Raw genomic sequence first — 12,975 nt, forward strand, 5'->3', positions numbered from 1 at the left:
CATGGTGAAAGTTTATGCCCCGGCTTCCAGCGCCAATATGAGCGTCGGATTTGATGTGCTGGGTGCGGCGGTAACGCCGGTTGATGGCTCGCTGCTGGGCGATACGGTGACGGTTGAAACGGCTGACAGTTTTAGCCTGAATAACGTGGGCCGCTTTGCCAGCAAGCTTCCGGCCGACCCGCGTGAAAACATCGTTTATCAGTGCTGGGAAAGATTCTGTCAGGAGATCGGCAAAAACGTGCCGGTCGCCATGACGCTGGAAAAAAGTATGCCGATTGGCTCCGGGCTGGGCTCGAGCGCGTGCTCGGTGGTGGCAGCGCTGGTGGCCATGAATGAACACTGCGGCAAGCCGCTGAACAATAATCGCCTGCTGGGGTTAATGGGCGAGCTGGAAGGGCGTATTTCCGGCAGCATCCATTATGATAACGTCGCGCCGTGTTTCCTTGGTGGAATGCAGCTGATGATTGAAGAAAATGGCATCATCAGTCAGCAGGTGCCAGGGTTTGATGAATGGCTGTGGGTACTGGCTTATCCGGGGATTAAAGTCTCGACCGCAGAAGCACGCGCGATCCTGCCGGCACAGTATCGTCGTCAGGACTGTATCGCTCACGGGCGTCATCTGGCGGGCTTTATTCATGCCTGCTACACCCGTCAGCCACAGCTTGCGGCAAAATTGATGAAAGATGTGATCGCCGAACCGTATCGCACCAAACTGCTGCCTGGCTTTAACGAAGCGCGCCAGGCATCGCTGGATATCGGCGCGCAGGCGTGCGGTATTTCCGGCTCTGGCCCGACGCTGTTCGCATTATGCGATAACCCAGACACCGCGCAGCGCGTGGCGGACTGGCTCTCTAAACACTACCTGCAAAATCAGGAAGGCTTTGTTCATATTTGCCGTCTGGACACGGCTGGCGCACGAGTACTGGGATAAATAATGAAACTCTACAACCTTAAAGATCATAACGAGCAGGTCAGCTTCGCGCAGGCGGTAACGCAGGGGCTGGGCAAAAACCAGGGGCTGTTTTTCCCCCACGACCTGCCTGAATTTCCTTTGACTGATATCGATGAACTGCTGAAACAAGATTTTGTCACCCGCAGCGCCAAAATTCTGTCTGCGTTTATCGGCGACGAAATCCCACAAGAATTGCTGGAAGAACGCGTGCGTGCGGCGTTCGCCTTCCCGGCACCGGTCAATCACGTTGAGCCTGACGTGGGCTGCCTTGAGCTGTTCCACGGCCCGACCCTGGCCTTTAAAGACTTCGGCGGTCGTTTTATGGCGCAGATGCTGACTCACATCAGCGGTGACAAACCGGTGACCATTCTGACCGCGACCTCTGGCGATACGGGCGCTGCTGTGGCCCATGCGTTCTATGGCCTAAAAAATGTCCGCGTCGTCATCCTTTATCCGAAGGGCAAAATCAGCCCGCTTCAGGAAAAACTGTTCTGTACCCTTGGCGGTAACATTGAAACGGTGGCGATTGACGGTGATTTTGATGCCTGTCAGGCGCTGGTTAAACAAGCCTTCGATGATGAAGAGCTGAAAGTGGCGCTGGGTCTGAACTCGGCGAACTCCATCAACATCAGCCGCCTGCTGGCGCAGATTTGTTACTACTTTGAAGCCGTCGCGCAACTGCCGCAGGAAGCCCGTAACCAGCTGGTTATCTCTGTCCCAAGCGGTAACTTCGGTGACCTGACAGCCGGCCTGCTGGCGAAATCTCTGGGCCTGCCGGTGAAGCGCTTTATCGCTGCGACCAACGCGAACGACACCGTACCGCGCTTCCTGAAAGACGGGAAATGGGCACCAAACGCGACCCAGGCTACGCTTTCTAACGCCATGGACGTTAGCCAGCCAAACAACTGGCCGCGTGTTGAAGAGCTGTTCCGCCGTAAAGTGTGGCGTCTTGGCGATCTCGGCTATGCCGCGGTGACGGATGAAACCACCAAAGACACCATGCGTGAGCTGAAAGCGGTGGGGTATATCTCTGAGCCGCACGCTGCCATCGCTTACCGTGCGCTGCGCGACCAGCTGAACCCGGGCGAATATGGCCTGTTCCTGGGCACGGCGCATCCGGCGAAGTTTAAAGTGAGCGTGGAAGCGATTCTGGGTGAAACACTGCCGCTGCCAAAAGAGCTGGCAGATCGCGCCGATTTGCCGCTGCTGTCTCACGAGCTGCCGGCAGATTTTGCTGCGCTGCGTAAGTTGATGATGACCTGCGCATGATTGTGTTGCCCGGTGGCGGCTACGCCTTACCGGGCCTACAACGGCTCTGAACGTAGGCCGGGTAAGCGCAGCGCCACCCGGCAACAGCAGCACTGAATCGAGGCCGGGTGAGCTAAGCCTCCACCCGGTTTTTTTATGGAGAAATTAAGGAGAAAATAAGCAGTAATAATGCAGGAATTCCCACTAAATGCGGTCGCTCAGAGATTAGGATTGCAGAGAATAACAACCCCGGTTCCCCTCACGTAGTCTCCTTACATCGGCCCACGTTGGGCAAGAATAATAAGGAGTCACCTATGTCTAAACTGAAACCTGCACTCATCGCGCTTTCACTGATGCTGGTTGCTCCCATGGCAGTACAGGCAGCTGAAATCACACTCGTGCCTGCGGTAAAACTGCAAATTGGCGATCAGGATAACAACGGACAATACTGGGATGGCGGCCATTGGCGCGACCATGACTGGTGGAGAGCGCACTACGACTGGCGTGATAACCACTGGCGTCCGCATGATGAGCATCGCAGTCATGATGATCACCGCGACCGTCACGACGATCGTCATGACGACCGCCACGACGATCGCGGCCCAGGGCCAGAGTGGAAGCACCACTAATTAAAAACCCCCGCCATCTGGCGGGGGTTTTGCGTCACTGCTCGTGGCGTTTAAACACTATCTCGCCTTTCCCCGATGCCTCTTCGTCAAAGAAATAACCTTCGCTGTTAAACCCGGTGAGTTGTTCAGGTTTTGTCAGGCGGTTTTGAATGATAAAGCGGCTCATCAACCCGCGCGCTTTCTTGGCGTAGAAGCTGATCACTTTAAACTTACCGTTTTTCTCATCCAGGAAGACAGGCTTGATGATTTGGGCATCCAGCTTTTTCGGTTTCACCGATTTGTAGTACTCATCGGAGGCCAGGTTGATAACGATGTTATCGCCCTGTGCGTGTAACGCTGCATTCAGTTTGTCGGTAATGATATCGCCCCAGAAATGGTACAGGTCTTTACCTTTGGCATTTCCCAGGCGGATACCCATCTCCAGGCGATACGGCTGCATCAGATCCAGCGGGCGCAGTACGCCATACAGGCCAGAGAGCATACGCAGGTGCTGCTGGGCAAAATCGAAATCGGCTTCGCTAAACTCTTCCGCCTGTAAACCGGTATAGACATCACCCTTGAAGGCCAGAAGCGCCTGGCGCGCATTTGTCGGGGTGAAATCCGGGTGCCATTCGTGAAAACGCGTGGCGTTCAGATCGGCGAGTTTGTCGCTGATGCTCATCAGCGTGGCAATTTGTGGCGCAGAGAGTTTACGCGCCTCATGAATCAGCTGTTGCGAATAGTCCAGCAGTTCGGGCTGGGTATAACGCTCGGTGGCAAGAGGGCTCTGGTAATCGAGCGTTTTTGCAGGTGAAATCAGAATCAGCATATCCAGTCCTTGCAGGAAATTTAGAGCGACTTTAGCAAAAAATCGCCCTGAATTGATCGATAGCTGTTATTGCCGGGGCAAATCATCCCAACTGCCGGGGGCGATTTGCGCTTCAATTTCGGGGTAGCGCGAGGCATCAAACACCGGCTGAATGCCAAGTTTGCGCTGGCGAAGGTAATCGCGGGCGATAAGGGTAACCACCGGAGAGAGCAGCAAAATGGCCGTCAGGTTAGTGATAGCCATCAGTGCCATAATGACATCGGCCAGTTGCCAGACCAGCGGCAGGCTGAGCAAAGAGCCCGCCATCACCATCAGCACCACACTGATACGCAGCAACCACAGGGTGCGCCGCGAGTCATGCCCGAGGAATATGAGGTTGTTCTCTGCATAGAGGTAATTGACGACTATCGAGCTGAAGGCGAACAGGGTCACGATAACCGAGACAAAACCCGCTCCCCAACTGCCAGAAAGATTCACCAGCGCCTGCTGAACCAGCTGAATGCCCGCCGTCCCGGGAGTGTGCAGCATTGGGCCTGACAGCAGTACAATCATGGCGCTGGCAGAGCAAATAATAATGGTATCCGTAAGCACGCCAATCATCTGCACGATACCTTGCGCAGCGGGGTGAGGAGGCCAGGACGCTGCGGCGGCGGCGGCATTCGGCGTTGAACCCATACCGGCTTCGTTCGAGAACATCCCTCGCTGAAAACCTGCCGTCAGTGCCTGGCTGATGGTATAGCCCAGAGCGCCAGAGGCCGCTTCCCGCCAGCCGAAGGCACTCTGGAAAATAGTCGTAATCACTTTTGGCACTATGCTGATGTGCGTGGCCGTCACGAACAGGCTTGCCGCTACCCACAGAAGCGCCATTATCGGCACCAGCCATTGCATCAGACGCGCAACACCCTTCAGGCCGGTGACGGTGGCCAGCAAAATGAAAATCGCCAGTGTCGCGCCGGTTAGCCATTCGGGGCACTGGAAGGCGTAACGTAGCGCATGGGCCACAGAGTTAGCCTGCACGGTGTTGAAAATCAGCCCGTAGGCGATGAGTAAAAAGACAGAAAACAGAACGCCCATCCAGCGCATTCCCAGTCCACGGGCCATATACCACGCCGGGCCGCCACGAAACTGGCCGCTTTTGTCCTTCTCTTTGTAGAGTTGGGCGAGGGAGCATTCGGCAAAAGAGGTCGCCATTCCGATAATCGCCGTGACCCACATCCAGAACACCGCGCCGGGGCCGCCTGCGCTAATCGCCAGCGCCACACCCGCCAGGTTGCCGCTGCCAACCCGAGCCGCAAGGCTTGTACATAGCGCCTGGAACGACGTTAATCCCCCCGGTTGCGGGGTAATACTGTTTTTCAGACTTTTGCCAAACTTGCGAATATAGCGAAACTGGATAAAACCGCTGCGCAGCGTGAACCATATACCTGCTCCCAGAAGCAGATATATCATTATTGAACCCCAGAGGACTTCGTTGATAAATGACAGGAAATCAGGCATTAACGTCCCTCTTGTTGATGCCAATGTGAATATGTAAGCGCTACCACTGATTGACCATGCTGTTACTTAGCACGCTGTTAATATTCAGAGTTTATCATACTATGGCTAAGCGCACTGTCTGCGGTTGCGCTACCTTTCCACCGTGTTATCATCAGAGGCAGACCGGTTACATCCCCCTAACAAGTAAACCTGTCATTTTTCCGCTGCTGGCAAGCTGTCGGTAGTGTGAATTATCCAGGGCACGTTAAAAGAGAAACACTATCATGACGGATAAATTGACCTCCCTTCGTCAGTTCACTACTGTCGTAGCTGACACCGGAGATATCGCGGCAATGAAGTTGTACCAGCCGCAGGATGCCACAACCAACCCTTCTCTGATCCTTAACGCCGCGCAGATCCCTGAGTATCGCAAACTGATCGACGACGCTGTGACCTGGGCGAAAGGCCAGAGCAACGATCGCGCGCAGCAGGTTGTGGATGCAACTGACAAACTGGCTGTAAACATCGGTCTGGAAATTCTGAAACTGGTTCCGGGTCGTATCTCTACTGAAGTTGATGCGCGTCTGTCCTACGACACCGAAGCGTCAATCGCAAAAGCAAAACGCCTGATCAAAATGTACAACGATGCTGGCATCAGCAACGACCGTATCCTGATCAAACTGGCTTCTACCTGGCAGGGCATCCGCGCTGCTGAGCAGCTGGAAAAAGAAGGCATCAACTGTAACCTGACGCTGCTGTTCTCCTTCGCGCAGGCTCGTGCATGTGCTGAAGCGGGCGTGTACCTGATTTCTCCGTTCGTGGGCCGTATTCTGGACTGGTACAAAGCCAACACCGACAAGAAAGAGTACGCACCAGCTGAAGATCCAGGCGTGGTTTCCGTGACTGAAATCTACGAATACTACAAACAGCACGGCTATGAGACTGTTGTTATGGGCGCAAGCTTCCGTAACGTCGGTGAAATCATTGAGCTGGCTGGCTGTGACCGCCTGACTATCGCACCTGCGCTGCTGAAAGAGCTGGCAGAGAGCGAAGGCGCACTGGAACGTAAACTGTCCTACACCGGTGAAGTGAAAGCACGCCCAGAGCGCATCACTGAATCCGAGTTCCTGTGGCAGCACAACCAGGATCCAATGGCGGTAGACAAACTGGCGGACGGTATCCGTAAGTTTGCTGTTGACCAGGGTAAACTGGAAAAAATGATCGGCGACCTGCTGTAATCATTCCGCGTGGCCGGGCTCCCGGTCACGCTACTTCTTTCGTACGCTGTCTGAAATTCCCCTCTGCGTGTATCATTCCCTTTAATCAGTACTTTTTGAATGGAATGGCTATGAATACCTTACGCATCGGCTTAGTGTCGATTTCTGACCGCGCCTCCAGCGGTGTTTATCAGGACAAAGGCATCCCCGCTCTGGAAGAGTGGCTGGGCAGTGCGCTGACTACCCCGTTTGAAACCCAGACCCGTTTGATCCCTGACGAACAGGCGATCATTGAGCAGACGCTGTGCGAGCTGGTGGATGAGATGAGCTGCCACCTGGTTCTGACCACAGGCGGTACAGGCCCTGCGCGCCGTGACGTTACCCCGGATGCCACTCTGGCGATTGCCGACCGTGAAATGCCGGGCTTCGGTGAGCAAATGCGCCAGATAAGCCTGCACTTTGTGCCAACGGCGATCCTTTCGCGCCAGGTGGGGGTGATCCGCAAACAGGCGTTGATCCTGAACCTGCCGGGCCAGCCGAAGTCGATCAAAGAGACGCTGGAAGGGGTAAAAGCAGAAGATGGCAGCGTGGTCGTGCATGGGATCTTTGCAAGTGTACCGTATTGTATACAGCTACTGGATGGCCCTTATGTGGAAACGGATGCCAAAGTTGTAGCAGCATTTCGCCCTAAAAGCGCACGTCGCGAAACAATCTCCTGAAATTAACAAATATGTGACATTAGCTACAGCCAGGATAGCGTGCAGATTGATTTACGGTATAGTAATTTTTTCTTTACGATCGCCGTAAATATAAATCCACTACTCTGAATACATGGCGCGCTATGTCACATTACACCCGACCTCTGAATCGACAGGATTATAAAACGCTCACCCTTGCTGCACTTGGCGGGGCGCTGGAGTTTTATGATTTCATCATCTTTGTCTTCTTCGCCGCCGTGGTGGGGGAGCTGTTCTTCCCGGCAGATATTCCGGAATGGCTGCGCCAGGTGCAAACCTTTGGCATTTTTGCGGCCGGGTATCTTGCACGTCCGTTGGGCGGCATTGTGATGGCACACTTTGGCGATCTGGTCGGACGTAAGAAGATGTTTACGCTCAGCATTCTGCTGATGGCCGTACCTACGCTTGCCATCGGCCTGCTGCCAACTTATGCCTCTATGGGCCTCGTTGCCCCTCTGCTGCTGTTGCTGATGCGTATTCTTCAGGGTGCCGCAATTGGCGGTGAAGTGCCTGGCGCGTGGGTGTTTGTGGCAGAGCATGTTCCGGCGCGTCGTATCGGTATTGCCTGCGGGACGTTAACCGCAGGGTTGACCGTAGGGATACTGCTGGGTTCGGTTGTCGCGACGATTATCAACACCAGCATGACGCAGCAGTCCGTTCACGACTGGGGCTGGCGTATTCCGTTCCTGCTGGGCGGGGCCTTTGGTCTGGTGGCGATGTATCTGCGCCGCTGGTTGCAGGAAACTCCTATCTTCCTCGAAATGCAGCAGCGTAAAACGCTGGCGCAGGAGCTGCCGGTGAAAGCGGTGGTGGTGCGTCATAAGAAAGCGGTTGTGGTGTCGATGCTGCTGACCTGGCTGCTGTCGGCGGGCATTGTGGTGGTGATTTTGATGTCTCCGGTCTGGCTGCAAAAACAGTACGGCTTTGCGCCTGCGGTAACGCTTCAGGCGAACAGTATCGCCACCATTATGCTCTGTTTCGGCTGTCTCGCTGCCGGGCTTGCCGTTGACCGTATGGGTGCCAGCCTGACCTTTATCGTTGGTAGTCTGCTGCTGGCCGCGTCAAGCTGGGCGTTCTACCATCTTGCGGGAAGCCATCCTGAGCAGCTGTTCCTGCTGTACGGCGTGGTGGGCTTATGTGTTGGCGTGGTCGGTGCCGTGCCGTACGTGATGGTGCGCGCCTTCCCGCCGGAAGTGCGCTTCACCGGCATTTCATTCTCGTATAACGTTTCTTATGCCATCTTCGGCGGGTTGACACCCATTGCCGTGACGGTGCTGATGGGTGTCTCGCCGATGGCACCTGCCTGGTATGTGCTGGCGCTGTCGCTGCTGGGGCTGGGAATTGGATTCTGGTTACGCGGCGGGCGCCATCCGCTGATGGCGCATACGCCTGTTAACGAGGGCTAACGCTCAGGATGATGTTGTCATCTGGAATATGGGTGAAGTTGTAAATCAGGGCGTGGTAATCCGCCAGCGGATCCACGTCTGCAAATCGCGTGGGATAGAACATCTTACTCAAAATTTCGAGCGCGATGATGTTATAGGGGTTGTTGTAAAAGTGATGATACAACGCCCCGGTATGCCCCTCGACTACGGCGGGAATGCTGTTTACCCCCTGGCGGGAAAGCAATGCGTTGAACGCGGTTTGTACTGCATTTTGATCCACGTTGTAGCCAAACGGGATAATCGCGGTGCCTTTACCCGGACGTTTAGAGCCGGTCATCAGGTAGTAATCCGGGTTCAGGGAGATAATTTTTTCCACGGAGATATTACCGGTAGCCCCTGGCAACAGCTGCGAGCCAATGTTCGTGCCGCCAGCGGCTTCAACCAGCCCACCCCAGCCGTTGCGCGCATGAGTGAAGCAGCAGCCATTATCCAGGCCACCGACACCGGCAATTGGCTCGATAAACACCAGCGGTTTTTTGCTGACGTCGGCCAGACGCTGGTGGATCGTATCCAGGCGCTGCTGATAGAAATCGATATACGCCTGCGCGCGGTCAGTCTGGCCCATGACCTTGCCCAGTAAGGCAATGCTTGGCAGGGTGTTCTGTACCGGATGCAGTTCATAGTCGACGAAGACCACCGGGATATGCAGTGCCTCAAGTTTGGCCAGCACACCGGTTTGCACCAGCGACGGTTTAGCACGAAGCTGGGCGATCATCAGGTCAGGCTGACGGGAGATCACCGTTTCCAGATCCACATTTCCCTGGTCGGAAAACTTCATGTCGAGGATCTTTTCTGCTTGTGGCCATTTACGCTTCAGCACGTTCCAGGTTTCGGTGTCCTGTTTTTTCGGCAGGTTGTTCCACGCCACCACTTTGGCGAACGGGTTGTCGCGCTCCAGCAGGGCAAGGGTGAAGATATCGCGGCCATCCTGCAAAATGATGCGCTGCGGCTCGTGCTCAATGGTCACTGAGCGGTTATCAAGATCCTTTACCGTCACCGGCCAGTTCTGCGCCTGGGCGAGCAGTGGCGAAAGCAAAAGTGCCAGACCACCTGCGGCAGCGATAATTTTTTTTAGCGTCATGTTTTCCCCGTCTTCTTTTTTCTTATGGCGTTAATCCGTCGACCACCACATGCGGTAGCCCACGGGAACAGTATTCAACCCGGCCATCCACGCCATACACGCGTGCCAGGCTGGCAGGCGTGACCACGTCGCCAGGCACGCCACTGGCAATCAGCTCGCCGCTTTTGAGCATCAGGGCGTATTCGGCGTGGCGCAGCGCAATATTGATGTCGTGGATAACCACAACCGTGACGATATTGCGTTGCCGCGTTTCCCGGGCAACGATATCCATCACATGAAACTGGTAGTTAAGGTCCAGCGCACTTAAGGGTTCATCCAGCAACAGTAAATCCGGCTCGCGGATCAATGACTGGGCCAGGCCAATCAGCTGTTTTTGCCCGCCGGAAAGCTGGTCAAGAAAGCTCATTGCCAGATGTGCGACACCCAGCTTGTCGAGAATGGAATAGGCTTCCTGCTCAACCTTATGGTCCGCGCTATTACCGCTTGCCCGTTTCGCCACTATCACCGACTCCAGGGCGTGAAGATGCACGCCCTGAGGTAAAGACTGCGGCAGGTAAACCACCTTTTGCGCCCGCTTTGCCGATGGCAGCGTCATCAAATCTTCGCCGTTGAGCAGCAGTTTCCCCTGGGCGGGGTTTAAGTCTGCCAGTGCGCGCAGCAGCGTTGACTTTCCTGAGCCGTTTGGCCCCAGCAGGGCGGTGATTTTTCCGCGAGGCAGTAGCGGAGTCGTTAACCCCTCAATGATCTTTTTCTTGCGATAACCCGTGTGCAGGTCGAGTACGCGAAGGCCGTCGGTCATACGTTCCCCCGGTTACGAATAATGATGCTAAGGAAGAACGGCACGCCAACCAGTGAGGTCACAATGCCTACAGGGATGATGACGCCGGGAACGATGTTCTTGGAAAATACTGACGCCAGAGAGAGCACCAGCGCGCCAATCAGCATACTGCCGGGCAGGTAAAACCGGTGATCTTCACCAAACATCATGCGCGAGATATGCGGTGCAACCAGGCCGATAAAACCGACAGGCCCCACGAAGGCTACTGTTAAGGCAGAGATAATGCTGATGCGTAATAACGTTGCCATGCGCAACTTTTTCACGTTGATACCGAAGCTGACAGCGCGATCTTCACCCAGACGCAGGGCGGTAAGTTTCCAGGCATTTTTCAGCGACAACGGCACAATAATCACCAGCGCCACGCCGAGAATTGCGAGCTTATCCCAGGAGGCGCGGGCCAGGCTGCCCATCGTCCAGAAGACCAGCCCTTGCAGGGTGTCTTCGCTGGCCACAAATTGCAGGATCGAAATCAGGGCGTTAAACGTAAACACCAGCGCGATGCCAAACAACACCACGCCGGAGGTCGCCACCCGCGTCCAGCGGCTGATGCCATCGAGAATAAAACAGGCAAGCAGCGCAAAGACAAAGGCATTGGCGGGAATAAACCACTTATCGGCAATGCCCGGAATACCCAGACCCAGCACAATCGCCAGCGCGGCACCAAATGACGCGGCAGAAGAGACGCCAAGCGTAAACGGGCTGGCGAGTGGGTTATTCAGGATGGTTTGCATTTCCGCCCCCGCAAGCCCGAGCGCCATGCCCACCGCGATAGCCATCAGGGCAAACGGCAGGCGAATGTCCCAGACGATGACGCGTGTGCCGGCATCGGCGGCGGCGGAATTGACCAGCGTGTGCCAGAGCGTAGAAACGGAGATGCCAGACGGCCCGATGGTGAAATCAAGGAGCAGCGAGCAAACAATGAGGGCGAACAGAACGCCTGCCAGCGCGAAGCGTCTGACGAGAATTTTACGGTAATGTAACGCGACAGTAGTTTCGCCAGACTGATTGCTGGCGGTAAGGCTGGAATTCATCAGATAACCTTATGCAACACAACAGAATCGTTTTATCCCTCTAACGTTCCTTTCGGGTGCTGCCTGATATCCAATATCCGGGATCTGCCAGGCAACACTAATCGCAATGATAATGCTTATCAATTAAATGAAACGGTTATTCGAATTCCGTTTAATAATCGTTTCTTTTGTGATTAAAAAATCAACCCTTTTGCCAGCGCTCAAGTTGCCTGCTGGTCATGTATGCGCCTGTTACACAGAGCGCGAGCGGAACTAAAAAACTATGATCCATCCGGGTAAACTCCATCATTAGCGTAATGGCCGTTACGGGCATTTGCATGGAGGCAGACAGGAACCCTGCCGCGCCGGTCAGCGCAAAACCGGCCATATCACTGCCCGGAAACAGCCCGCCCAACACAATAAACAGCAGCGAACTGAGTAGGGCGCCAATCGTCAGGCCAGGCGTCAGTAACCCCCCTTCGGCACCGCCACGTAATACCGCCCAGATAACAAATATTTTGATGCACACAATCGCCAGCGCCAGTTGCAGCGTAACGCTGCCATCGAGGGTTAACTGCGTCGGGCCTTTTCCGTTGCCGGGCAACTGCGGGAACCAGATTGATAATGCGCCCAGTGCAGCAAAGGCGACCAGGCTGAAAACGGGCATTTGCCAGTTACTGCGCACTTTGCTGCGCGCCCGCTGTGTGAGGCGGCGGAAAAGAAAGGCCGCAGCCCCCATGACCGGGCCGGACAGTGCGCCCCAGAAAACCAGCGAGGTCGCGGCAAGTTCAGTGGTGAAGCGATACTGATGTTCATCGCCAAGCCCAAGGGTGGCAATCCAGGCCGCCAGGGCTGATGTGACTAATGCCGCGATCGCGGTGTCCCAGCTAAAGTTCACCAGCAGGACTTCAAGGGTAAATACGGCGCCCGCCAGCGGGACATTGTACACCGCTGCAAGCCCGGCTCCGGCACCGCAGGCAATCATCAGCTGAATATCGGTGGCGGTGAGACGCAGATAACGTGCCACGCCGCCCGCAAAGAGTGAACCCACTTCGCGTGGCGCAACTTCTCGTCCAAGCGGGGAGCCCATCGCTACGGTGATGATTTGCAGCAGGGCGTGAATTAAGGTGGTGATGCCAGGCATGGGTTTACCGGGATCTTTTACCGCGGCACTGATGCTCACACGTTTTTGGCCATAGCGACCAAGCAACCACCACCCGCACCCGGCAACAATGCCTGCGCTCAGAATTACAATAAACCGGCGGCGGGCGCTGGCATCGGTCACGCCCTGTAAAAAGGTCTGTGGGCCAGTCAGGCTGTCGCGGCTGTAGCCGTAGGCCAGGTGTTGAATTTCGTGAAGCAGCAGAGCGAGCAGCATCCCGCCAAGACCTGCCAGGACGCCAGTGAGAACAAGAGCGGTCCAGCGTTGCAGCCAGTAAGTTCGGGTTGGAAGGGTTGTCATGATGCGTTGTCTTTATGAAAGGCGGTAAGCCCATCATTTCACAACGTACTTTAACGGAAAATCAATCGGAGC

At 55.3% G+C, this 12,975-nt stretch carries 12 protein-coding genes; 6 read left to right on the top strand and 6 right to left on the bottom strand.

The window, feature by feature from the left end; all coding sequences use genetic code 11:
- The first annotated feature begins 1 nt into the window (after position 1).
- The 3 genes from thrB to HV107_RS13820 all read left to right on the top strand — a co-directional run bounded on the left by thrB (position 2) and on the right by HV107_RS13820 (position 2,829).
- A complete protein-coding gene (gene thrB / locus HV107_RS13810; protein WP_182059516.1) occupies positions 2-931 on the top strand; it encodes a homoserine kinase in 930 nt (309 codons plus the stop codon).
- Between the two features lie 3 nt (positions 932-934).
- Positions 935-2,221, top strand: a complete 1,287-nt coding sequence (gene thrC / locus HV107_RS13815) for a threonine synthase (protein WP_182059517.1) — start codon at positions 935-937, stop codon at positions 2,219-2,221.
- 293 nt (positions 2,222-2,514) lie between these two features.
- Positions 2,515-2,829 (top strand): DUF2502 domain-containing protein, encoded by a 315-nt coding sequence (locus tag HV107_RS13820; protein WP_182059518.1) that lies wholly within the window; start codon positions 2,515-2,517, stop codon positions 2,827-2,829.
- 34 nt (positions 2,830-2,863) lie between these two features.
- Here the strand turns inward: HV107_RS13820 and yaaA are convergent, their stop codons facing one another.
- Both yaaA and HV107_RS13830 read right to left on the bottom strand, forming a co-directional pair.
- Positions 2,864-3,637 (bottom strand): peroxide stress protein YaaA, encoded by a 774-nt coding sequence (gene yaaA / locus HV107_RS13825; protein ID WP_182059519.1) that lies wholly within the window; start codon positions 3,635-3,637, stop codon positions 2,864-2,866.
- Positions 3,638-3,703: 66 nt separating this feature from the next.
- Positions 3,704-5,134, bottom strand: a complete 1,431-nt coding sequence (locus HV107_RS13830) for a sodium:alanine symporter family protein (RefSeq protein ID WP_182059520.1) — start codon at positions 5,132-5,134, stop codon at positions 3,704-3,706.
- Positions 5,135-5,397: 263 nt separating this feature from the next.
- Between HV107_RS13830 and tal the strand changes: the two genes are divergently transcribed.
- The 3 genes from tal to HV107_RS13845 all read left to right on the top strand — a co-directional run bounded on the left by tal (position 5,398) and on the right by HV107_RS13845 (position 8,473).
- The gene (tal, locus tag HV107_RS13835) at positions 5,398-6,351 is read left to right on the top strand and encodes a transaldolase (protein ID WP_182059521.1); all 954 of its coding nucleotides are present in this window, start codon (positions 5,398-5,400) and stop codon (positions 6,349-6,351) included.
- A 110-nt stretch (positions 6,352-6,461) separates the two neighbouring features.
- Positions 6,462-7,049, top strand: coding sequence for a molybdopterin adenylyltransferase (gene mog / locus HV107_RS13840; protein ID WP_182059522.1), 588 nt, complete (start codon positions 6,462-6,464; stop codon positions 7,047-7,049).
- 122 nt (positions 7,050-7,171) lie between these two features.
- Entirely contained in the window at positions 7,172-8,473 is a 1,302-nt protein-coding gene (locus HV107_RS13845; protein ID WP_182059523.1) for an MFS transporter, read from the top strand.
- Here HV107_RS13845 and HV107_RS13850 read toward each other — a convergent pair.
- The 4 genes from HV107_RS13850 to HV107_RS13865 all read right to left on the bottom strand — a co-directional run bounded on the left by HV107_RS13850 (position 8,460) and on the right by HV107_RS13865 (position 12,903).
- Complete coding sequence (locus HV107_RS13850) at positions 8,460-9,593, bottom strand: ABC transporter substrate-binding protein (protein WP_182059524.1); 1,134 nt, start codon at positions 9,591-9,593, stop codon at positions 8,460-8,462. The two genes, HV107_RS13845 and HV107_RS13850, sit on opposite strands and share 14 nt — an antisense overlap.
- A 22-nt stretch (positions 9,594-9,615) precedes the next feature.
- Positions 9,616-10,392: an ABC transporter ATP-binding protein gene (locus HV107_RS13855; RefSeq protein WP_182059525.1), complete on the bottom strand. Its 777-nt coding sequence runs from the start codon at positions 10,390-10,392 to the stop codon at positions 9,616-9,618.
- Positions 10,389-11,462 carry an iron ABC transporter permease gene (locus HV107_RS13860; RefSeq protein WP_182059526.1) on the bottom strand — a complete coding sequence of 358 codons (1,074 nt, stop codon included), beginning with the start codon at positions 11,460-11,462 and terminating at the stop codon, positions 10,389-10,391. Before HV107_RS13860 ends, HV107_RS13855 begins: the two co-directional genes overlap by 4 nt.
- A 181-nt stretch (positions 11,463-11,643) precedes the next feature.
- Entirely contained in the window at positions 11,644-12,903 is a 1,260-nt protein-coding gene (locus HV107_RS13865) for a chloride channel protein (RefSeq protein WP_182059527.1), read from the bottom strand.
- Between the last annotated feature and the right edge of the window lie 72 nt (positions 12,904-12,975).

Origin of the sequence: Enterobacter sp. RHBSTW-00175, assembly GCF_013927005.1 — a bacterium.
Classification (GTDB): Bacteria; Pseudomonadota; Gammaproteobacteria; order Enterobacterales; family Enterobacteriaceae; genus Enterobacter.